The organism is Streptomyces globisporus C-1027, from assembly GCF_000261345.2.
Classification (GTDB): Bacteria; Actinomycetota; Actinomycetes; order Streptomycetales; family Streptomycetaceae; genus Streptomyces; species Streptomyces pakalii.
In genome coordinates this window covers 5597571-5619284 of sequence record NZ_CP013738.1, presented here as the reverse complement: position 1 = coordinate 5619284, position 21714 = coordinate 5597571, and the positions used below count along the sequence as shown (strand labels likewise).

At 71.1% G+C, this 21714-nt stretch carries 20 protein-coding genes; 9 read left to right on the top strand and 11 right to left on the bottom strand.

The genetic code is table 11. From position 1 onward, the window contains the following. Positions 1-626: 626 nt before the first annotated feature. Positions 627-1598, bottom strand: a complete 972-nt coding sequence (locus WQO_RS24915) for a tetratricopeptide repeat protein (protein ID WP_010060109.1) — start codon at positions 1596-1598, stop codon at positions 627-629. Between the two features lie 402 nt (positions 1599-2000). On the opposite strand from WQO_RS24915, the gene WQO_RS24910 reads away from it, so the two are divergent. Both WQO_RS24910 and WQO_RS24905 read left to right on the top strand, forming a co-directional pair. Next, the gene (locus WQO_RS24910) at positions 2001-2627 is read left to right on the top strand and encodes a TetR/AcrR family transcriptional regulator (RefSeq protein ID WP_029182237.1); all 627 of its coding nucleotides are present in this window, start codon (positions 2001-2003) and stop codon (positions 2625-2627) included. 80 nt (positions 2628-2707) lie between these two features. Next, positions 2708-4606 (top strand): glycoside hydrolase family 5 protein, encoded by a 1899-nt coding sequence (locus WQO_RS24905; protein ID WP_010060111.1) that lies wholly within the window; start codon positions 2708-2710, stop codon positions 4604-4606. Between the two features lie 79 nt (positions 4607-4685). On the opposite strand, the gene WQO_RS24900 is transcribed toward WQO_RS24905, so the two are convergent. From WQO_RS24900 to WQO_RS24885, 4 genes are all read right to left on the bottom strand, one after another. Continuing rightward, positions 4686-6386, bottom strand: coding sequence for an acyl-CoA mutase large subunit family protein (locus tag WQO_RS24900; RefSeq protein WP_010060112.1), 1701 nt, complete (start codon positions 6384-6386; stop codon positions 4686-4688). A 97-nt stretch (positions 6387-6483) separates the two neighbouring features. Beyond that, the gene (locus tag WQO_RS24895; RefSeq protein WP_029182238.1) at positions 6484-6810 is read right to left on the bottom strand and encodes a DUF3817 domain-containing protein; all 327 of its coding nucleotides are present in this window, start codon (positions 6808-6810) and stop codon (positions 6484-6486) included. Between the two features lie 101 nt (positions 6811-6911). Next, on the bottom strand, positions 6912-7421 hold the full coding sequence (locus WQO_RS24890) for a MarR family winged helix-turn-helix transcriptional regulator (protein WP_010060117.1): 510 nt from the start codon (positions 7419-7421) through the stop codon (positions 6912-6914). Between the two features lie 10 nt (positions 7422-7431). Continuing rightward, positions 7432-8862 carry an MFS transporter gene (locus WQO_RS24885; RefSeq protein WP_010060119.1) on the bottom strand — a complete coding sequence of 477 codons (1431 nt, stop codon included), beginning with the start codon at positions 8860-8862 and terminating at the stop codon, positions 7432-7434. 95 nt (positions 8863-8957) lie between these two features. Here WQO_RS24885 and WQO_RS24880 point away from each other — a divergent pair, with 95 nt between their 5' ends. Together WQO_RS24880 and WQO_RS24875 are read left to right on the top strand one after the other, a co-directional pair. Next, a complete protein-coding gene (locus WQO_RS24880; protein WP_010060120.1) occupies positions 8958-9941 on the top strand; it encodes an ArsR/SmtB family transcription factor in 984 nt (327 codons plus the stop codon). Positions 9942-10140: 199 nt separating this feature from the next. Next, the gene (locus WQO_RS24875) at positions 10141-11190 is read left to right on the top strand and encodes a glycoside hydrolase family 6 protein (RefSeq protein WP_058954090.1); all 1050 of its coding nucleotides are present in this window, start codon (positions 10141-10143) and stop codon (positions 11188-11190) included. 15 nt (positions 11191-11205) lie between these two features. Here WQO_RS24875 and glxA read toward each other — a convergent pair whose 3' ends face one another. From glxA to WQO_RS24855, 4 genes are all read right to left on the bottom strand, one after another. Further along, entirely contained in the window at positions 11206-13161 is a 1956-nt protein-coding gene (gene glxA, locus WQO_RS24870; RefSeq protein WP_010060123.1) for a radical copper oxidase GlxA, read from the bottom strand. 3 nt (positions 13162-13164) lie between these two features. After that, positions 13165-14970: a glycosyltransferase family 2 protein gene (locus WQO_RS24865; RefSeq protein WP_010060124.1), complete on the bottom strand. Its 1806-nt coding sequence runs from the start codon at positions 14968-14970 to the stop codon at positions 13165-13167. 180 nt (positions 14971-15150) lie between these two features. Beyond that, positions 15151-15447: an MTH1187 family thiamine-binding protein gene (locus tag WQO_RS24860; RefSeq protein WP_010060125.1), complete on the bottom strand. Its 297-nt coding sequence runs from the start codon at positions 15445-15447 to the stop codon at positions 15151-15153. Continuing rightward, on the bottom strand, positions 15444-15794 hold the full coding sequence (locus tag WQO_RS24855; protein WP_010060127.1) for a DUF3817 domain-containing protein: 351 nt from the start codon (positions 15792-15794) through the stop codon (positions 15444-15446). The genes WQO_RS24860 and WQO_RS24855 overlap by 4 nt, the downstream gene beginning before the upstream one ends. 235 nt (positions 15795-16029) lie before the next feature. Between WQO_RS24855 and WQO_RS24850 the strand changes: the two genes are divergently transcribed. The 4 genes from WQO_RS24850 (at position 16030) to WQO_RS24835 (ending at position 18663) form a co-directional block, all read left to right on the top strand. Then, entirely contained in the window at positions 16030-16662 is a 633-nt protein-coding gene (locus WQO_RS24850) for an AIM24 family protein (RefSeq protein WP_010060129.1), read from the top strand. Further along, positions 16662-17312 (top strand): AIM24 family protein, encoded by a 651-nt coding sequence (locus WQO_RS24845; protein ID WP_010060130.1) that lies wholly within the window; start codon positions 16662-16664, stop codon positions 17310-17312. The genes WQO_RS24850 and WQO_RS24845 overlap by 1 nt, the downstream gene beginning before the upstream one ends. Continuing rightward, entirely contained in the window at positions 17309-18082 is a 774-nt protein-coding gene (locus tag WQO_RS24840) for an AIM24 family protein (protein WP_010060132.1), read from the top strand. The genes WQO_RS24845 and WQO_RS24840 overlap by 4 nt, the downstream gene beginning before the upstream one ends. Positions 18083-18186: 104 nt before the next feature. Beyond that, entirely contained in the window at positions 18187-18663 is a 477-nt protein-coding gene (locus WQO_RS24835; RefSeq protein WP_010060134.1) for a MarR family winged helix-turn-helix transcriptional regulator, read from the top strand. Between the two features lie 23 nt (positions 18664-18686). On the opposite strand, the gene WQO_RS24830 is transcribed toward WQO_RS24835, so the two are convergent. Then, positions 18687-20138, bottom strand: coding sequence for a sensor histidine kinase (locus WQO_RS24830; protein ID WP_010060135.1), 1452 nt, complete (start codon positions 20136-20138; stop codon positions 18687-18689). Further along, on the bottom strand, positions 20135-20797 hold the full coding sequence (locus WQO_RS24825) for a response regulator transcription factor (RefSeq protein ID WP_010060137.1): 663 nt from the start codon (positions 20795-20797) through the stop codon (positions 20135-20137). The genes WQO_RS24830 and WQO_RS24825 overlap by 4 nt, the downstream gene beginning before the upstream one ends. 119 nt (positions 20798-20916) lie before the next feature. On the opposite strand from WQO_RS24825, the gene WQO_RS24820 reads away from it, so the two are divergent. Next, a complete protein-coding gene (locus tag WQO_RS24820) occupies positions 20917-21678 on the top strand; it encodes a PepSY domain-containing protein (protein ID WP_010060139.1) in 762 nt (253 codons plus the stop codon). The last annotated feature ends 36 nt before the right edge of the window (positions 21679-21714 follow it).

Genomic DNA, 21714 nt, shown 5'->3' with positions numbered 1-21714 from the left:
ATCTCCGGCCGGGCGTCGTGCCCGTCCTGGGATGGGAGAAGTGCTACGCCCTCGGGAAGGAGAGCGCCCGTATCGGAGACGTGTCCCGCATCCGATCCACCGGCGTTCACCCCCGAGCGACAACCACGGGCCGCACTGTCCGCGCGGCCGGTCGGACAGGCCCCGCCTGTGAGCGGGAACCCCCCTGTCCACGGCCGGCGCCTCTGCCGCCGACCCACCCGGTGGGGACCCAACAGACCCTCGGACACCGGCTGGAGACCGGGCGGAAGGTATTGGACCGAGCGTGGCCGATCGTGGTCCATTCACGGCCCTGGCACAAGGGGGATCGTTACTGGCTAGTAACGGCCCGATAACCACAGGACGACAGGGCGGCATCGAGCGGCGACGCAGGGTGGCACGAAAAGGACATCGGAATGGCGGGAAACTTCCTGGAAACAGGACAGAACAGTCCGCCCGGCTTACTGCGAGTAACAGCTTGCATCTTTGTCAAGTTTTGGTAAAGCGAGGGCTTACGGCGCCCGTATTCGGCATCGGAACGGCAAAACGGCCGCACCGCCCGGTGGGCAGTGCGGCCGCCTTGTCACATCGGCACAATCGGGCGCGTCCGAAGCGGACGGCGGGCCGGGTCAGAACAGGACGCGGGCCAGCGCGGTGCGTGCGGCGGTGACCCTGGGGTCCTCCGGACCGATCACCTCGAACAGCTCCAGCAGCCGGAGCCGGGCGGCGTTCCGGTCGTCGCCGGCCGTGCGGCGGACCGCCTCGACGAGCCGGCCGAAGGCGTCCTCGACATGGCCGCCGACCAGGTCGAGATCGGCCGCGGCGATCTGGGCGTTCACATCGCCCGGGTTGTCCGCCGCCTCCTTGCGGACCGCCTGCGGGTCCATGCTCTGGACGCGGCCGAGCAGCTCCGCCTGGGCGAGGCCGAGCTTGGCCTCCGGGTTGCCCGGGTCGTCCACGAGGACGTTCTTGTACGCCTGGACCGCGCCGGGGAAGTCATTGGCGTCGAGCGCGGACGCGGCAGCCTCCAGCAGCGCGTCGTACGGACCGGCCGGCACCTCGGCCGGGGCCGCTCCCGGCGCCCCTGCGTCCGGGTCGACGGCGATCCCGGTGAGGCCGAAGCGCTCCTCGCCGACCTGGATCAGCTGGTCCAGCGTCTCGCGGATCTGGGCCTCGGGGGCGGCGCCCTGGAAGAGCGGGAGGGCCTGGCCGGCGACGACGGCGAAAACGGCCGGAATGCCCTGGATGCCGAACTGCTGCATCAGCATCTGGTTGGCGTCGACATCGACCTTGGCCAGCAGGAAGCGGCCGTTGTACTCGACGGCCAGGCGCTCCAGCAGGGGGCCCAGCTGCTTGCACGGCTCGCACCACTCGGCCCAGAAGTCGATGACGACGGGGACCTCGGCGGAGCGCTGGAGGACATCGCGCTCGAAACCGGCTTCATCGACGTCGATCACCAGGGCGGCGGGCGACACGGCGCCGGCGCCCCCGGTGCGGGCGGCCTCCGCGCGGGCCTGCTCCGCCTTGGCCTTGGCCTCTCCGGCCGCCTTGACCGCGGCGAGGTCGACAACACCGCTCATGGACATGTTCCTAGGCTGCATACGTACATCCTCCCCCGAGACCGCGCCGCTGCGAAAAGCGAGCGCCAGAACCGGCCCGGCCCGGGGCCCTCACCGGCGTGCGAGGGCGGACGGACCGGAACGGCTGCGGGCCCCTGAAAGGCCCTGCTGGGCCTGGAAAGACCCTGGTGGACCTGCCGGATCCCCATCCGGGCCGGTCCGTGCGGCTCCGGGTCCCCACCCGGCGCCTGGGGCCCTCTGAAGGCCCCGGTGGCTGTCGCTCGTGTGTTCCGTGGCGTCCGGGGCGATCCTGACCGCCTTCCTTACGCTACGACCCGTAGCGTAACTGCCGATCAGCCTGCCGGAACAGGTGATCCCGGTGATCTGTCTCACGGGCACCGGGGCACAACCGCTCTCCCTACCGACCGGTATGGTCGCCGCATCATGAGCGACACCGACCCCAAAGCCACCCGAACAGGGCGTCCGCGCAGCACCGCGGCCGATGCCGCGATCCTTGAGGCGACGCGGGCGTCCCTGGTGGATCTCGGCTGGTCGAAGCTGACGATGAGCGATGTGGCGACCCGGGCCGGGGTCGCCAAGACGACCCTCTACCGGCGCTGGGCGGGCAAGAACGAGCTGGTCGTGGACGCGGTCGCGGTCCTCTTCGACGAGCTGGAGCTGCCCGACCGGGGCAGCCTGGCCGCCGATGTGCAGGGCGTCGTGCTCCAGTTCGCCGCGCTGCTGGAGCGGCCGGAGGCCCGAACGGCGCTGATGGCGGTGGTCGCCGAGTCCACCCGGGACGACTCGCTGCGCCACCGGATCCGCTCGGCCATCGTGGACCGGCAGAAGCGGCTGGTGCTGCTGGGCCGGGAGCGCGCCCAGGCCCGCGGTGAACTGCGGTACGAGGACGACGCGTCGACCGCGGCCCGGAACGCGGACCTGATCTTCGACGTGATCGCCGGTGCGGTGGTGCACCGGACCCTGGTGAGCGCGGAGCCGGTGGACGCCGAGTGGGCGAGCGGCTTCACCTCGCTGCTGCTGCTGGGGCTGGCGGGCGCCCAGGCGGGGTGACAAGGTTGTCAGGGGCCCTTCAAGAGTGGCGGCGTGGACCTTAGTCTCGGGGCGATCCTTCCGACCAGAGGAGTCGCCCCGTGCGTACGCGCTTACTGGCCCCGCTCGTCCTCCTGTTGACCGGAGCGCTGCTCTCCCCCACTGCGGCCACCGCCCAGCCGGAGCGGCCCGCAGCGACCGCCCCCGCCGCCGCACAACCGGCAGCGTCGCCCCACTGGACGCCGCCCCTGAGCACCCGCGGCCGCTACGTCGTGGATGCCGAGGGCCGCCGCTTCAAGCTCAAGTCCGGTAACTGGCACGGCTCCAGCGGCACCTGGAACGGCTCCGGACCGGAGGACGATCCGGCCAACAACCACGCGGGCGAGGTGGGCCACCGGGCGCCCCTCGGGCTCGACCGGAAGCCGATGGGCGAGATCATCGCCGATTTCCGGGAGTTGGGGCTCAACAGTGTCCGGCTGCCCTTCTCCAACCAGATGACCGACGACACCCGGCCGGTCTCCGGGCTGACCGCCAATCCGGAGCTGAACGGCCTGCGCCCCCTGGAGGTCTTCGACCGGGCGGTCCGCGCGCTGACCGACGCCGGGTTCGCGGTCATCCTCAACAACCACAGCACGCAGACCCGTTGGTGCTGCGGGGTGGACGGCAGCGAGCGCTGGAACAGCGGCCAGAGCACCGAGGAGTGGATCGAGGACTGGGTGCTGCTGGCAAAGCGCTACCGCTCCAACCCCCGTGTGGTCGGGGCCGATCTGCGCAACGAGGTCCGCCGTGACGTGTGGGACGACCCCAACTGGGGGCGCGGCGACGCGCACGACTGGGCCGCCGCCGCCCAGCGCGCGGGCGACCGCATCCTCAAGGACGCCAACCCGGACCTGCTCATCATGGTCGAGGGCATCAACTGGGCCGGTATCCCGGTGGACGGCTTCTGGCGCGACCGCCCGCACCTCAAGCCGGTGGCGGAGCTGTCGCACACGCTGGTGCGCTCGCACAAACTCGTCTACGCCGCCCACTACTACGGCTACACCGGCCCCCGGCACAGCGGTGCGACCGGGATCGGGGAGACCAGTGATCCGCGCTACCGCGATCTGAGCCGCGCGGAGCTGTTCGCCGAGATGCACCGCAGCTCCGCCTATGTGGCCGACACCCCCGACCGGCACTTCACCGCGCCCGTCTGGATCAGCGAGTTCGGGGTGGCGAAGGACGCGGACGCCACGGACCGCGCGTGGTTCGCCAACACCGTGGACTTCCTGGTCGCGCACGATCTCGACTTCGCCTACTGGCCCGTCGTCGGCTTCCACGACGGCGACCGGGGTAACCAGTGGGGCCTGGTCCGCTACGACGGGAACGGCGAGCGGCGCAGCGTCCTGGACCCCGACGACTGGCGCTCCACCGCCTGGCGCGCGCTGACCTCGGCGGCGGGGCGGCAGGGCGTGGTGGAGCCGGTGCGGACCTGGTCGATGCTGAAGGCCACCCACGCGGACGCCAACCGCTCCCTGCGGGCGGCGGCCGACTGGGACGGCGGGGCCCGGAAGCTGACCTGCCCGGACGACCAGCGCCTCATCGGCATCAGTCAGCGCGGGCAGGGCGGTCTGTGCACCGACGCGGGGGCCGCCGGTCTCGGTGCTCCGGGGGCGCTGAGCAAGGTGACCTCGGAGGCCGGCGTCACCACGGACTGGGCTCGTGGCTTCACCAAGTACCAGTGCTCGCAGGGGCAGTTCATGACCGGCTACAGCGTGCGCGGCGACCGGGTGTCGGCGGTGCTGTGCGCCCCGGCCCGGGTCACGCTCACGGGCGAGGGCCGCACCCTGTGGGACGACCGGGGCGACAGCCGCCCGGCCTCCGGCGAGGGCGGGGACTACGCGAAGGGGTACCACAAGGCGCAGTGCCGGGCCGACGAGTACGCGGCGGGCATCGCCTTCTCCACGGCGATCGGCCGCGGTGGCACCCCGGACGCGCTGTACTGCCGCCGCCTGCCCGGCTGAGGAAGCCGGTCCGCGGCCGGGGCGTCTCCGCGCCCCGGCCGCACGTTCCGGGGAGTTTCCGCGCCCCGGCCGCACGTCCTCAGAAGCCCGGCGGCTCCGTGTAGACGCCCCACTCGTCGCGCAGCACCCCGCAGATCTCGCCGAGCGTGGCCTCGGCCCGTACGGCGTCGAGCATCGGCGCGATCATGTTCGAGCCGTCGCGGGCGGCGGCGAGCATCGCGTCCAGCGCGGCGGTGACCTTGGCGTCGTCGCGGGCGGCCTTGCGGTCGGCGAGCTGGCTGACCTGGTCGCGCTCGACCTCGTGGCTGACCCGGAGGATCTCCAGGTCGCCGGTGACCGAGCCGTGGTGGACGTTGACGCCGACGACCCGCTTGTCGCCCTTCTCCAGGGCGCGCTGGTACTGGAAGGCGGACTCGGCGATCTCGCCGGTGAACCAGCCGTCCTCGATGCCGCGCAGGATGCCGGAGGTCATCGGCCCGATGGGGTGCTGCCCGTCGGGGTGGGCCCGGGTGCCGCGCTCCTTGATCTGGTCGAAGATCTTCTCGGCCTCGGCCTCGATCCGGTCGGTGAGCTGCTCCACGTACCAGGAGCCGCCGAGCGGGTCGGCCACGTTGGCGACGCCGGTCTCCTCCATCAGCACCTGCTGGGTGCGCAGGGCGATCTCGGCGGCCTGCTCGGAGGGGAGCGCGAGGGTCTCGTCGAGGGCGTTGGTGTGGAGTGAGTTCGTGCCGCCGAGGACGGCGGAGAGCGCCTCCACGGCGGTGCGGACGACGTTGTTGTACGGCTGCTGCGCGGTGAGGGAGACCCCGGCGGTCTGGGTGTGGAAGCGGAGCCACTGCGCCTTGTCGGTCTTCGCGCCGTACGTCTCCTTCATCCAGCGGGCCCAGATGCGGCGGGCGGCGCGGAACTTGGCGATCTCCTCGAAGAAGTCGAGGTGGGCGTCGAAGAAGAAGGAGAGGCCGGGGGCGAAGGTGTCGACGTCGAGACCGCGCGAAAGGCCCAGCTCCACATAGCCGAAGCCGTCGGCCAGCGTGTACGCCAGCTCCTGCGCGGCCGTGGCTCCGGCCTCGCGGATGTGGTAGCCGGAGACGGAGAGCGGCTTGTAGGCGGGGATGGAGGCGGCGCAGTGCTCCATCAGGTCGCCGATGAGGCGCAGGTGGGGCTCGGGCTGGAAGAGCCACTCCTTCTGCGCGATGTACTCCTTGAAGATGTCGGTCTGGAGCGTGCCGTTGAGCACGCCCGGGTCGACGCCCTGGCGCTCGGCGGCGACCAGGTACATGCAGAAGACGGGGACGGCCGGGCCGCTGATCGTCATGGAGGTGGTGACGTCACCGAGGGGGATGTCCCCGAAGAGGATCTCCATGTCGGCGGCGGAGTCGATGGCGACCCCGCAGTGGCCGACCTCGCCGAGCGAGCGCGGGTCGTCGGAGTCGCGGCCCATGAGCGTGGGCATGTCGAAGGCGACGCTGAGGCCGCCGCCGCCCGCCGCGAGGATCATCTTGTAGCGCTCGTTGGTCTGCTGGGCGTTGCCGAAGCCGGCGAACTGGCGGATCGTCCACGTACGGCCCCGGTAGCCGGTGGGGTGCAGACCACGGGTGAAGGGGTACTCCCCCGGCCAGCCGATCCGCTCGAATCCCTCGTACGTGTCACCGGGGCGGGGCCCGTACGCGGGCTCGACCGGGTCCCCGGAGAGCGTGGTGAAGTCCGCGTCACGCTTGCGGGCCTTGTCGTAACGGGCCTGCCAGCGGAGGCGGCCTTCCTCGATCGCGTCAGCGTCCATACCCTCGAATTTACTAGGACGTCCTAGTAAATGTCGATGGCAAACCGCCCGGCGCTTTGTGCGCGGGGCGGTTCGAGGCGATGCCGGAGGTGCCGGGTCAGACCTTCGCGGGGGCCGGGGCCGGGTCGGTGACCAGGGCGCGGGCCTCGCGGCTGACCTTCGGTTCGACGAAGAACGAGGCGAAGGGGATGCAGCCCGCGGCCAGCACCCACAGGAGCTTGCCGAAGGGCCACTTCGCCTTGGAGCCGAGGTCGAAGGCGAAGACGACGTAGACGATGAACAGCACGCCGTGGATCTGGGAGATCAGCATGGTGTCGCCGGTCTCGAAGCCGTACTTCGCGATGATCGCCACGGTGAAGACGAGCAGCCAGATGGCGGTGACGTAGGCCATCACCCGGTAGCGGGTGAGCACGTTCTGTTTCATGGCATCGAGCGTAACCGGGCGTCCGGGGCGATCTTCGCGCGACCCCTCCTACCGGAAAGGCCTCCCTTCACGGAGAAACGCTCCTCACGGGAAGGCCGCGCTCAGCGCTCCTCGAAGTCCTTGGCCGCCACTCGCAGCGGGCGGAGCATGGCGAAGATCTCGGCGCACTCCTCGGAGTCGTAGACCCCGAGTCCGAAGTCGACCGCGACCAGGTCCCGGGTGGCCGCCTCGACGACGTCGCGGCCCTTGTCCGTGATGGAGGCGAGGGTTCCGCGGCCGTCGTTGGGGTTGGGCCGCTTGTCGACCAGACCGGACTTCACCAGCCGGTCCACGGTGTTGGTGACCGAGGTGGGGTGCACCATCAGCCGCTCACCGATCTTGGACATCGGCAGCTCCCCGGCCTTGGAGAAGGTGAGCAGCACCAGCGCCTCGTACCGGGCGAAGGTCAGCCCGTACGGCTTGACGACGGCGTCGACCTCGGCGAGCAGGATCTGCTGGGCCCGCATGATCGAGGTGATCGCCCCCATCGAGGGCACGGGTCCCCAGCGCTGCTGCCAGAGCTCGTCGGCACGGGCGATGGGATCGAAGGGAAGGCTGAGCGGCTTCGGCACGGCACCGACCTTACCGACTGGTCACATGCCGGTCAGCCCCGTCTCGTTCTTCGGTATACGGCATCCGCCGGGGGTCCGTCCGGCGGACCTCGGCGACGAGCAGGAGCGTGCAGACGGTACCGATGATTCCGGATCCGGCGACCACCTGGTGGACCGGGAAGAACTCGGCCGCGAGCCCCGCAAGCGCCATCCCGAGACCCTGCACGGTCATCAGCCCGGCGGTGAGCAGCGTCATGGCCCGGCCGCGCAGCTCCTGGGGCACGGCGTCGACGAACCACTGGTCGAGCCCGATGACGTACGCCGCCCCCGCCCCGGCCAGCGCGAGGGCGGCCAGGGCGAGCGGCAGCCCGGGCCGGACCGCGTACACGAGCAGCGGCAGCAGGCCGACGGCGGCGACCGGCAGGACGATCCGGGAGCGGTTACGGGGGCTGAGCGCGGACCCCACGAACAGTTCGGCCCCGATGTGCCCGACGGCCATCGCGCAGAGCAGCAGCCCGAGCGCGGCGGGCGAGGCCCCGATCGCGTCGGCGTAGGGGGCGGCGAGCGCCTCCGGGGCCACGACGAACATCGCGGGCAGCCAGAACAGGAGCATCAGGGCGCGGATGCGGCGGTCGCCCAGGACCAGGCGGGCCCCCGAGAGCGACTCCTTGAGGAGGGTCCCGCCCGCGCCCTCGCCGGGGGTGGCGCGGGCGGGGCGGTCCTGGGTGCCGAAGCGCAGGAGGGCGGCCGAGCAGAGGAAGGTCAGCACGGTGACGGTGATCGCGCCGCGCGGGGACAGCACGGTGAGCAGCATCCCGCCGGCGCCGAACCCGATGAGCATCGCGCTCTGCGAGACGATCCGCAGCAGGGAGCGGCCCAGGACGTAGAGGTCGCCCTCGCCGAGGATGTCGGTGAGCGCCGCCATCCGGGTCCCGGTGAAGACGGGCGCGATCGCGGCGACCAGGCAGCGCAGCGCGAGGAGTCCGGCGACCGGGGTGGCGGGCACGAGCATCACGGCGACGCAGACCGCGCAGAGCAGATCGCAGACGACCAGGACGCGGCGGGCCGGGTAGCGGTCGGCGACCCCGGCGAAGAGTGTGCCGCCGACGATGTACGGGAGCAGCCCCAGCGCGAACGTCAGCGCGCTGAGCAGCGGGGAGCCGGTGAGGTCGTAGACGAGGACGGTGAGCGCGAGCTCGCTGACGACGACGCCGAGCAGCGAGAGCAGATGCGCGGCGAAGACGGCCCGGAACTCGGCCACGGCGAAGACCGCGCGGTAGCCGCGCGGGGTGGCGGGAGCCGGGCCACCGGGGCCGGGGGCCGGGGCGTCGGGGTCCCGGAGCGTGGGCGCGGGGCCCGGGTCGGGGAGGGCGGCACGCTCCGGGAACGGAGCCGGGACCTGCCCCGCCCCGGCGGGCGGGGTACGGGGTGTGTCCGCCGGGGCGGGGCTGTCGGTCGGCATGGGACGAGACTGGGGCCCGGGCCCCCGCCCTCCGTAGACTTTCGGCTCAGCACGAATGTTGAGACCCGCGAGGAGTCCACGGCGGAGGGAGAGGCGTGCCGTTCCAGTTGCACTTCACCGAGAGCGATCTGCTGCGCTGCCGGTTCGCCCTCTCGCCGCTGTTCGAGACCCAGGAGGCCGTGCGCACCCTGGCCCGTCGCCACCGGCACGGCTACCACCTGCCCTGGCTCCGGCGGATCCGCACGGCGGCCGCCGCCCTCGACCTCGAACCGCTGTGGCTGCTGATGCCGGACGGCGGCCACAACCCGGACTTCATCTGCCCGCCGCCGATCGGTCCGTTCGCCACCTTCGACGAGGAGATCGCGGGCGTCCGGGCGGTCGACCCGGAGGTGGCGTGGGCGGACATGGCGCTGGCGCTGGCGGAACGGCCCGGTGCCCGGGACTCCGCGACGGGCCGGCGGCTGCTGGCCGATCCGGCACGGGCCGTGCGTGAGCTCGCCGATCTGCTGGAGCAGGTCTGGCAGACCCTGATCGAGCCGTACTGGCCCCGGCTGCGGGCCCTCCTGGAGGCGGACATCGCCTACCACTCCCGCCGACTGGCGGACAGCGGTCTGGAAGGGCTGCTGGGCGAGGTGAGCAGCCAGTTGAGCTGGAACGGTTCGACGCTCACCGTGAAGGGGACGCGGGGCGACCACCACCAGGCGCTGGGCGGCCAGGGGCTGGTGCTGATGCCGAGCGTCTTCGTCTGGCCCGAGGTGGTGGGCGGCCACCTGGAACCCTGGCAGCCCGGGCTGATCTACCCGGCGCGCGGGATCGGCGGGCTGTGGAGCGAGGCCGGGGAGCGGACGCCCGAGACCCTCGCCCGGCTGCTCGGCCGGGCCCGGGCCGACGTGCTCTGCGCGCTGGACGAACCGGCCGGGACGAGCGCGCTGGCGCACCGGCTGGGCCTGGCCGCCTCGTCCGTCTCGGCCCATCTCTCCGTGCTGCGCGGGGCGGGGCTGCTGACCTCGCGGCGTTACGGACACCAGGTGCTGTACGAGCGAACACCGCTGGGGATCGCGCTGGCCGCCTCGGAGTGACGGCGCACCCGCGTGCGTGGGAACGCTGGCCGCCTCGGAGTGAAGGCGCACCCGCGTGCGTAGGGACCCGTCAGGAATCCAGCGGGCGTACGTACAGACGCGTCACGGACGGTGTCGCGCCACCACTCCCTGTAACCACTATGTCACGATTGCCCCTGTTTCCCCGTGTCCGTGAGCCACCGCCGCCCGAGGGGTCTGGATGTCCGGCCGCAGCATCGTCCCGCGCGCTCTCCCCCGTACCGTCCGTGTCCTGGCCGCCCTCGCCCTGGCGACCGCCCTCACCGGGGGGTGCTCGACGCCACAGCCGCGCGTCACCGGGGCCGCCGAGGAGGGGGACGGACTCGTCCGGGGGGAACCCGCCCCGAGCGCGGCCTCCCCGTTCTGGGTCGACCCGGACAGCGACGCGGCCCGCCAGGTACGCGCCTGGGAGAAGGGGGGACGCGACGCGGAGGCGAAGATCCTCCGGCGGATCTCCGAGCGGCCGGTGGCCGACTGGCCCGCGTGGGACGACCCGGCCCCGGGGATCCGGTCCGCCGTGCGGTCCGCCGCCCGGACGAAGAAGACCGTCGTGCTCGTGGCGTACAACATCCCGCACCGCGACTGCGGGCTGTACTCCGCGGGCGGCGCGAAGGACGCGGACGCCTACCGTTCCTGGATCGGGGAGTTCGCCGGCGCGGTCGGGGACGCCCCCGCGACCGTGATCCTGGAGCCGGACGCGCTCCCCCACATCACGGACGGCTGCACCCCGCCCGAGCACCACGCCGAGCGCTACCAGCTCCTCTCCGAGGCGGTGGACACCCTCAAGGCCCTCCCGAACACCAAGGTATATCTGGACGCGGGCAATCCGGACTGGATCGACGAGCCGGCCAAGATGGCGCAGCCGCTGCGGCAGGCGGGCGTCGAGCGGGCCGACGGCTTCTCGCTGAACGTCTCCAACTTCCAGTCGAACGACAGCGTGAAGACGTACGCGGGACAGCTCTCCGACGCGGTGGGCGGCTCGCACTTCGTGATCGACACCAGCCGCAACGGCAACGGCCCCCTCTCCGGGGGCCGCGAGGAGGCCTGGTGCAACCCGCCGGGCCGGGGGCTCGGTACGCCCCCGACCACCGACACCGGCGACGACCGGCTCGACGCCTACCTGTGGATCAAGCGGCCCGGCGACTCCGACGGCACCTGCCGGGGCGGCCCGCCGGCCGGCGACTGGTGGCCGGAGTACGCCCTCGGCCTCGCCCGGCGCGCCGCCTCCTGAGGCCGCCGCGCGCACTCAGGCGACCTTGACCCATTTCGCTTCGGAGGGGACGCCGTCGGTGTCGGTGACGAAGAGCATGTACCAGCCGGGCGGCACGAGCGTGGGGTCGTCCGGCACGGTCACGCTCAGCTTGCCGCCGGCCTTCTTCAGCCCCAGCTCGATGGAGCGCTGTTCCACGTCGGTGGTGTGGGTGACGGCGCTCGGGCGCATCAGCCGGGCGGTGGCGATGCGGTCCGCGTCGGCGCTCTCGTACGTGACCGTCGTGCCGCGCTCGGCAATCTCGGGACCGCTCCCGACCACCGGGCGCTTGTCCTTGGCGCGGTGCAGGGCGGGCGGGGTGTAGACCTCCATGCGCTGCTCGAACTTGCCGAGCTTGGTGTTGTCCTTGTCGCCGTAGAGGGAGTCGGAGCCGAAGGTCGCCACCCGTCCGTCGGGCAGCAGCAGCGCCTCGGAGTGGTAGTTGCGGCCCACCGTCGGCTCGGCGGCCTCCTTGAAGGTGTTGGTCTTCGGGTCGTAGGACTGCGCCTTCAGGATGTTGCTGGCCCCGCGGCCCCGGTAGTCCTCGGATCCGCCGCTGGTGAAGACGGTGTCGTCGGGCATGATCACGCTGTTGAGGTAGCGCGTACCCTGCGGCAGGTCGGGGCCCGCCTCGAAGGCCGGGCTGTCCTGCTTCAGGTCGATGACGGCCGTGCGGGCCGTGGACTTCTTGGACTCGCCGACCCCTCCGCCGCCCAGCACCATCACCTTCTGGTCCTGCACGGGCGGCAGCATCAGCGAGGCCGCCGTCTCCAGCTGGTCGGTGTCGGTGAGGCCGGGGACCTTGGTGAAGGTGTTCTTCTTCAGGTCCCAGATGCCGGGCTCGCGCCCCTTGTCCGCCGGGCCGTAACCGGCGTTGGCGCCCGGGTAGAAGAGCTTGCCGCCCTTGGTGAGGAACAGCGCCGGGTAGGTCGGGAAGTAGTGGAAGGGGCCCTTGCCCCACTTCTTGGTCTTGGGGTCGTAGATCTCGTTGTCGCCCGGCAGGATCGCGCCGACGTCGTCGAGACCGGAGACGGAGAGCACCCGGCCGTCCTCCAGACCGACGAGGGTCGGGTACCAGCGGGCCTCCTTCATGGGGTCGACCCTGATGTACTTCTCCGCCGTCGGATCGAACTCGTAGGCGGCCCGGATCCCCTGGAAGTCCTGCTTGTCCATGGTGATCTTCTCGGCGAGGCCGTAGGAGTTGGCGGCCTCCTTGCCCTTCAGCCCGACGATCTCGTACTGGGCGGCGTCCGTCGCCACCGCGTCCGGGCCGTCGTCCACCGCCTCGACGAAGACCCGCTGCTCGGCTGCGGTCACCTTCGTCTTCCACGGCTTCATCTGGCCGCTCTCGAAGTAGTCGACCTCGAACTCGCGCTTCGCCTTGGGCACGGTGACGTCGAACCTGGCCCGGTACTCGACGCCCGACGGCGAGCGGAAGACCGTGCCCTTCTTGAGCTTCAGCGGCTTGTCCGGGTTCTCGTTCTTGACCCGCATACCGCCGCCGGCCCGCTTCACCTTGTCGTCGAGCACCTCGTAGCGGGCGGTGCCGCCGGCGATCAGGAGGCGGCCGTCGGGAAGCTGGGCGTGGCCGCCGCAGAAGAAGTCCTCCGGGGTGGGGATCTTCTGGAAGGTGTTCTCGGCCGGGTCCCACAGCACGGTGTCGAAGGTGCCTTCGTCGAAGTGCTTCTCGTCGTTGCCGGAGCCCGCGACGATCAGGACCTTCCCGGTGTGCAGGAGCGCCGCGTGGATCGCGTTGGTGCGGTACTCCTTCGGGATGTTCACGCGCTCCCAGGAGCCGTACTCCGCCTTGTACGCCGGCTGGTCGATCTTGTACGCGTGATACCTGTCCTCGGCGAAGGACAGCGCCGCGGGAGCGTTCAGGCCGGCGAGCAGCACCACCGCGCCGCCGCCCAGGAGCGTCTTCCTCGTCTTCTTCGAGGGCCGGTAGGCCATGGCTCAGTTCCCTCCTGCGGTGGTGGTGGCACTCGCCGTGGTGGTCGCCGACGGGGCGGGTGCCGTCGTCGTGGTGACGTACGCCGGTTCGGGCGGCGGGGGCGCCGGGACGGGGACGGCGCGTGCGGCCCCGGCGCGCTTGTCCTGCCGGACGGTCCAGGCCCACACGGCGACCGGGGAGAGGGATATCGCGAGGCCCAGCGTCGCCCAGGTGCGCATCGCGACATGGGTGTGGTCGAGGTACACCGACGCGGCGAGCGAGGACAGCAGGACCGCCGCCCAGAAGAGGTGGATACGGAAGGTGAGCAGCCGGTCCGGGGAGACCTGGCCGCCCTTGGGCGTGACGACGAACCGGCCGTCGGTGCGCAGCACGGCCGAGCCCAGCGACTTCAGGTAGATCGGCGCGGAGAGCGCGGACATGGCCATGCCCGCGAGGCCGCCGGAGCCCTCGGGCTCGTGGGGCGAGACGTTGTGGCGGCGGTTCCAGAGGTAGAGCCCGATCTGGAGGGCTGCGGCGTCGCTGTAGAGCATCAGCCAGATGGAGGCGGCGACCTGGGTGCCGGAGGCGCCGAACCAGAGGAACAGCACACAGCTGAGAATGCCCAGCAGCCAGTTGACGGCGGTCATCGGGTAGTAGACGAGCATCAGCGTGTAGCTGAAGAGGCGCCCGGGGGGCACCCGGAGGAGCGCCTTGCCGTACTGCTTGAACAGCGTCTCGTACGTCCCCCTCGACCAGCGCAGCTGCTGGGTGAAGAAGTCCGTCCAGGAGGCGGGGCCCTCGCCCACGGCGAGCACGTCGGGGGTGTAGACGGAACGCCAGTAGTGCCCGGTGCGCGGGTTGCGGCGGCGGTGGATCTCGAAACCGGTGGCCATGTCCTCGGTGATCGAGTCGTACAGGCCGCCGACCTGGCGCAGCGCGGCGATGCGCACGACGTTGTTGGTGCCGACGAACATGGGGGCGCCGTAGCGGTTGCCCGCGCGCTGGATCAGGGCGTGGAAGAGGAACTGCTGCGACTCGGCGGCCTTGGTGACGGCCGAGTCGTAGTTCCCGTAGACCTGCGGTCCGACGACGAAGGCGACGTCCGGGTCGCGGAAGTAGCCCATCATCCGTTCCAGGAAGTTGGGCATGGGCACGTGGTCGGTGTCGACGGAGGCGAAGAAGTCGTAGTCGCCGCCGTGCAGGGCGATCCAGGCGTTGTAGTTGCCGTGCTTGGTCTTCGCCTTGTGGACGCCCTTGTCGCGGTTCCACTCGGGGACCCCGCGCCGGGTGAAGTGGTGGACGCCGAGCTCGGCGCAGAGCATCCGGGCCCCGGGGTCGTCGCCCTCGTCGAGGAGCCAGACGTCCAGCGGGCCGGCGTGCTCGATCTGTACGGCGCCCTTGAGGGTGGCGCGGACCATGGAGAGCGGTTCCTTGCCGGGGACGTACGTGGTCAGGAAGGCGACCCGGGTGCCGGGCTCGGGCGTCACCGGGACCGGGTCACGCGCGACGAGCGTGGCGTGCGCGATGGAGACCACGTTGACCAGCATGAACAGCTCGATCAGAGCGATCGACACCAGCATCACGGTGTCGGCGACGACCAGCCAGCGCTCCCCGTTCTCCCGCTCGGTCCAGTGCGTGGGCCAGACCAGGTACAGCAGGAGGATCCCGGTGAGCACCGGGGCGAGCGTCATCAGCAGCACGGCTCTTATTCGGTGCTTCTCCGTCGAGAGCAGGCTCTTGTACCGCACCCGGTACCCCGTCGGTTCCGGCTCCGTGAGCGGACCCGCGAGCCGGCTGTAGGTGTCGTAGTCGTAGCCCTCCGACCGCACCGTGCCTCCCACTGTCGAACGGGTTGATATCCCCACAGAAGGGGACGGCTAACGGCGTGTCGACTTGGCAGGTCCGAGTGAGCGGTTTTTGGTCCGGGACCGGAAAAGCCCCCGGCCGTGTGGCGCCGGGGGCTTTTCGGGTGAACGCGCGACGAACCGCGCGGACGGTGCGTCAGAGGGTCAGGAGCCCCCGAGATACCGCTCCACGGTCTCGACCTTCGAGGTCAGACCGTCGGTGACGCCGGGCCGGATGTCGGCCTTCAGTACCAGGGAGACGCGACCGGCGCGGGCCTCGACGGCGGCCACGGCACGCTTGACGACGTCCATGACCTCGTCCCACTCCCCCTCGATGGAGGTGAACATCGCGTCGGTGCGGTTGGGGAGCCCGGATTCCCGCACGACCCGCACGGCGTCGGCGACGTACTCCCCGACGTCCTCGCCGACTCCGAGCGGCGAGACCGAGAACGCGACGATCATGCGCTGACCGTGCCCTCGCGCCGGGCGCGGGCGGCGATGACGCCGTCGGCCTCGTACTTCTTCAGCAGCTTGTCGCCGTAGAGGCCGCCGAAGGGGATGACGGCGAGGAGGAAGAACAGCGCGACACGCTTGAGCGGCCATTTGGCCTTGACCCAGACGTCCAGCAGAAACACGACGTAGATCGTGAAGAGGATGCCGTGGATCATGCCGAGGGGCGGCATCAGGAAGTCGATGTCCGAGACGCGCATGAGCAGCGAGCCGAAAATGAGGAGCGCCGGGAAGGAGAGCGCCTCGGGAAGCGAGATGAGGCGCAGCCGATGTAGGGCGGAAGCGGTCTTGATGTCCACGAGGGCACCTTCGGTGAGAGGGGGCGAGCGGGCTTGTGAACGCGGGCACAAGCCGCCAACATTGTGACATCGCGCCGGTACGCCCCCGGAGCGGGGGGCGGTCGTGGGGCACGGCCGCGCGTATCACCGCATATCAGGGCCGGTCCCCGCGCGCATCAGGGGAGCATCAGGGGCGTAACGGTTCCGTAGGACCTGGTACGGGCGCCTGGCGACGGGCTACCTTCGGGGCGTGGCGATGTTCCGACTCCAAGGCAGCAAGACGCTCGCCGTCGATCTGACCGGCGACGCCGTCAAGGCGAAGAACGGCTCGATGGTCGCGTACGACGGCCGGATGACCTTCAAGAAGATGTCCGGCGGCGGTGAGGGGCTGCGCGGCATGGTGACCCGCCGGCTGACCGGCGAGCAGATGACCGTGATGGAGGTGTCCGGGCAGGGCACCTGCTACTTCGCCGACCGGGCGAGCGAGATCAATCTGGTCGCGCTGCACGGCGACACCCTGTACGTGGAGGCGAGCAATCTGCTGGCCACCGACGCCGGGCTGCGCACGGGCACCACGTTCACCGGGCTGCGCGGCGGGGCGAGCGGCAACGGCCTGTTCACCACCACGGTGGAGGGCACCGGGCAGGCGGCGATCATGTCGGACGGGGCGGCGGTGCTGCTGCGGGTGTCGCCGCAGTATCCGCTGATGGTCGACCCCGGCGCGTACATCGCCCATCAGGGCCGGCTCCAGCAGAGCTTCCAGTCGGGAGTGAACTTCCGGACGCTGATGGGCGAGGGCTCCGGCGAGGCGTTCCAGATCCGCTTCGAGGGCGACGGCCTCGTCTACGTCCAGCCCAGCGAGCGCAACACCGTCGGGGGCGATGTCTGATGCCGTTCCGCGAGATCAACTCCAAGATGGTCGAGGCCACGCTCGCGCCGGGCCAGAAGCTGTTCAGCCAGCGCGGCGCGATGCTGGCGTACCGGGGCGAGGTCTCCTTCACCCCGAACATCCAGGGCGGTCAGGGCGGTTTCGCGTCGATGATCGGCCGCCGGGTGGCGGGCGAGGCGACGCCGCTGATGACGGTCGAGGGGTCGGGCACGGTGATGTTCGGCCACGGCGGCCACCACATCCAGGTGATCAACCTGGCGGGCGACACCCTGTACGTGGAGGCCGACCGGCTGCTCGCCTTCGACGGGACGCTCCAGCAGGGCACGATGTTCATGGGTTCGCAGGGCGGGGTGATGGGCATGGTGCGCGGTCAGGTGACCGGCCAGGGCCTGTTCACCACCACGCTCAAGGGGCACGGCGCGGTCGCCGTGATGGCGCACGGCGGGGTGATCGAGCTGCCGATCACGCCGGGCCGGGACGTCCATGTGGATCCGCAGGCCTATGTCGCCCACCACGGGGACGTCCGCAACAAGCTGTCCACGGCGGTCGGCTGGCGGGACATGGTGGGGCGGGGCTCCGGCGAGGCGTTCCAGCTGGAGCTGAGCGGGAGCGGTGCGGTGTACGTCCAGGCGTCGGAGGAGAAGCTGTGAGCACGCCCGTGGTCTTCGATCCGATGACGCTGCCGTCGGACGACAACGTCAACTCCTACACCTTCTGCGTGGAGCTCAAGGGGAGCCGGTGGTTCCTGCAGAAGGGCAAGATGATCGCCTACTACGGGCAGATCAACTTCGACGGGATCGGGCACGGCCGGTTCGAGCGGCTGGTGCGTTCCAGCTTCCATTCGCCGCTGCACGCGAGCGACTGGGTGGTGGCCGAGGGCAGCGGGAAGATGCTGCTGGCCGACCGGGCCTTCGATGTGAACTCCTTCGACCTGGACGACGGGAACCTGACGATCCGGTCCGGGAACCTGCTGGCGTACGAGCCGTCGCTCGCGCTGAAGCAGTCGATCGTGCCGGGGTTCGTGACGCTGATCGGCACCGGGAAGTTCGTGGCCGCTTCCAACGGTCCGGTGGTCTTCATGGAGCCGCCGCTGCGGGTGGATCCGCAGGCGCTGGTGGGGTGGGCCGACTGCCCCTCCCCCTGCCACCACTACGACCACGGGTACATGACGGGCGTGATGGGCGGGATCCGGTCGTTGACGGGCATCGGCGGGACGTCGGGCGAGGAGCACCAGTTCGAGTTCGTCGGGGCGGGCACGGTGCTGCTCCAGTCGTCCGAGGCGCTGATGGCGGAGCAGGCGACGGGCTTCGTGCCGAACGAGCCGGGCGTTCCGGGCAGCCCGGGCGGTGGGGGTCAACACGGCTCCACTCCGCGCATGCCCGGCCAGCTGGGGGACCTCCAGCGTCGCTTCGGTTTGTGAGCGGTAGTCTGCGGAGTGTGACATCGAACGTCTGCGCCGATTGCCACACTCCCCAGACCTCGCCGATTTCGTCCGGCTTTCAACTTCTTAGGTAGAATCCATATATGGAGACCGAGACGGCCACCCGCTGGCTGAGCGACGCGGAGCAGTGCGCCTGGCGCACCCACCTGGACGTCAGCAGGCTGCTGATGCACCAGCTGGAGAAGGACCTCCAGCCGTTCGGCCTGACCATGAACGACTACGAGATCCTGGTCAACCTCTCCGAGTCGGACGACCAGCGGATGCGGATGAGCGACCTCGCCGCCGCCACCCTGCAGTCCAAGAGCCGGCTCTCGCACCAGATCACCCGCATGGAGACCGCCGGTCTGGTGCGGCGTACGCACTGCGAATCGGACCGGCGCGGACTGTTCGCGGTCCTCACCGAGCACGGCGCGGAGACGATGAGGAAGGTCGCCCCGCACCACGTCGACTCGGTGCGGCAGCACTTCATGGACCTGCTGTCCCCCGAGGCGCTGGCCGATCTGCACGCGGCGCTGACCCCGATCGCGGAACACCTGCGCGGCAAGCGCGGCAAGCTGTAGCGACCAGGGCCGCGCCCCGCTGATCAGGCCGGGCGCGGCAGCCACAGCCGGAAGGCCGCACCGCCCCCGTCCGCCCGGTGCACCGTGAGCGTTCCGCCGTGGCGGGCCGCGACGTCCCGGGCGATGGCGAGGCCCAGGCCGGCACCGCCGTCGTCCCGGCTGCGCGCGTCGTCGAGCCGGACGAAACGTTCGAAGATCCGCTCCCGCTCGTCCTCGGGGACGCCCGCCCCGTCGTCCCGGACCTCGACCCGCACGCCGCGCCCGTCGGCCGCGACCGACACCGCGACGCTCCCCTCGGCATGCCGCTGGGCGTTGTCCAGCAGATTGCCGATCACCCGGGACAGCTGCCCGCGCGACCCGTTCACCTCGAACGCCCCGCCCTCCGGGACCTCCACCGACACCGCGATCCGGTCCCCGGTCCGCTGCGAGACCTCCTCGCGGACCAGCGCGCCCAGCTCCACCGTCCCGCCGCCGGGCTTCTCCCCCGCGTCCAGCCGGGCCAGCAGCAGCAGGTCCGCCGCCAGCACCTGGAGCCGTACGGTGTCGGCGACCGCGCCCGGGAGGTCCAGCAGCTCCGGGTGGGCCTCGGCGACCTCCAGCTGGGTGCGGAGCGAGGCGATCGGGGAACGCAGCTCGTGCGAGGCGTCCGCGACGAACCGCCGCTGCCGCTCCACGGACGCCTCCAGGACGGTCAGCGTCTCGTTCGTCGTCCGGGCCAGCGCGGCGATCTCGTCCCGCGAGTCGGGCTCCGGCACCCGGCGGGCCAGGTCCTCGGACGCGGTGATAGCGGCCATCTCACGGCGGATGCCCTCGACGGGCCGCAGCGCGCGCCGGGTCACCAGCCAGGTCACCCCGGCGACGACGACCAGCAGCACCGGCAGCCCGGTCAGCATGGCCCCGCGCACGGTGCCGACCGCCTCCTGCTCGGCGGCGAGCGGGGCGCCCGCGTACACGGTCAGGGTGACCCCGTCCCGGGTGGTCGCCTCGACGGCGGCGAAGCGGTAGTCGGCGGTGGTGCGGTCGACGGTGGCGGTGCCGTCGGAGAACTCCGGGTCGTCGGATGACACCTCGCCCGAGTCCGGGCTGCTGCTGTCGTCGTCCTGGCCGTCGTCCCCGTCGTCGTCATCGTCACCGGGTGACGGGGTGGCCCCCGCCGAGTCCGAGGGCACGGGGGTGACGCCCGTCGCGCCGGTGCCGGTGACGGCCCGCAGATCCTTGGAGACGAGGACGACGCGGCCCTCCTCGTCGACCACCTGGACCGGGTGGTCCTCCTCGTCGTCCAGCTCCACGTCGTCGTACGCGGTGCCCGTGGCGAGCTGTCCGGCCACATCGCGGGCGGCCACCTCGGCCTGGAGGTCCGCCTGGCCGATCAGGTTGTCCCGCAGGACCAGGAGCACGGCGAGACCGGCCCCGATCAGGGCGACGGCGACGACCAGGGTGGCTCCGAGGGCGGCCCTGGCCCGGACGGACCTCACTTCGCCTCCAGCCGGTAGCCGGCGCCGCGTACGGTGCGGATGGTGGCGGCGCCCAACTTGCGGCGCAGGGTGGAGATGTAGACCTCGACGATGTTCGGGTCGCCGTCGTAGGCGAAGTCCCAGACGTGCTCAAGGATCTCCGCCTTGCTGACCACCTGCCCGGCGCGCAGGGCGAGTTGCTCCAGTACGGCGAACTCCTTGGCGGTGAGGGTGATTTCGTCCTCACCTCGGATCACCCGGCGGGCGGCGGTGTCGATGTGCAGGGGGCCGACGGTCAGCACGGGCGCGGCGGTTCCGGCCCCGCGCCGGCGCAGCAGGGCGCGGACACGGGCGACGAGGACGACGTAGCTGAAGGGCTTGGTCAGATAGTCGTCGGCGCCGGTGTCCAGGCCCTCGGCCTCGTCGTACTCGCCGTCCTTGGCGGTGAGCATGAGGATGGGCACCTCGTGTCCGGCGGCGCGCAGGTTCGAGCAGACGCGGTAGCCGTTCATGCCGGGCAACATGATGTCGAGGATCACCAGGTCGTAGCCGCCCTCGCTCGCCCGGTGCAGCCCCTCCAGGCCGTCGTGCACGACATCCACGGCGAAGCCCTCGGCGGTCAGTCCCCTGGCCAGGGACACCGCGAGACGCTTCTCGTCCTCCACGATCAACAGGCGCATGCGCACAGCCTCGCAAACTCCACCTGAAGACGCCTTCAGGTGGCTTCAGGCTGCGTTCAGCATCGGGTCGGCAGTGTGGATCCCGTCGAACAGCACAGCAGCTCTCGGGGAGGAACCTCATGAAGCGCAACGTCACCATCGCAGCGATCACCGCGGCCGTTCTGATCGGCGGCACCGCCGCCGCCACCGTCGCCTTCGCGGACAGCGACGGCGACCGCGACCGCACGTCCACCAGGAGCGCGGGCACCGTGAGCCTCGCCGACGACCGGGACGACCGTACGGACGACACCTCCGACGACCGGTCGGACGACCGGGCTCCGGCCGCCGCGAAGAGCGCCGGCATCTCCCTCGACCAGGCCGTCGCCGCCGCGCTGAAGAGCGTTCCGGGCACGGTCACCGGGGCCGAGCTGGACCGGGACGACGACGACCACGACGGCCGTGCGGTGTGGGAGCTGGACGTCCGGGGCTCCGACAAGAAGTGGCACGACGTCACGGTGGACGCCGGCAACGGCAAGGTCCTGAAGACCCGTGACGACGACAACGACGACCGCGACGACCACGCGCCCCGCTCCTCCGCCGTCACCCTGGACGAGGCGGCCGCGGCCGCCCTGAAGACCGCGCCGGGCACCATCACGTCGATCGACCTGGACGACGACGATGACGATGACGACGGCAGCCGGAGCAACGTCCTGCGCTGGGACGTGGACGTCGCGGGCAAGGACGGCAAGCAGCACGAACTGCGCGTGGACGCCAAGACCGGCAAGGTCACGGCGGACCGCGACGACGACGGCGACGACCGGGACGACCGCGCGGACGACCGCAACGACGACCGGGACGACCAGGGCGACGACCGTGACGACCGGGACGGCGACGACGACTGACGGGAGCTCGTAAACAGCCCCCTACCCGGCCCCGTA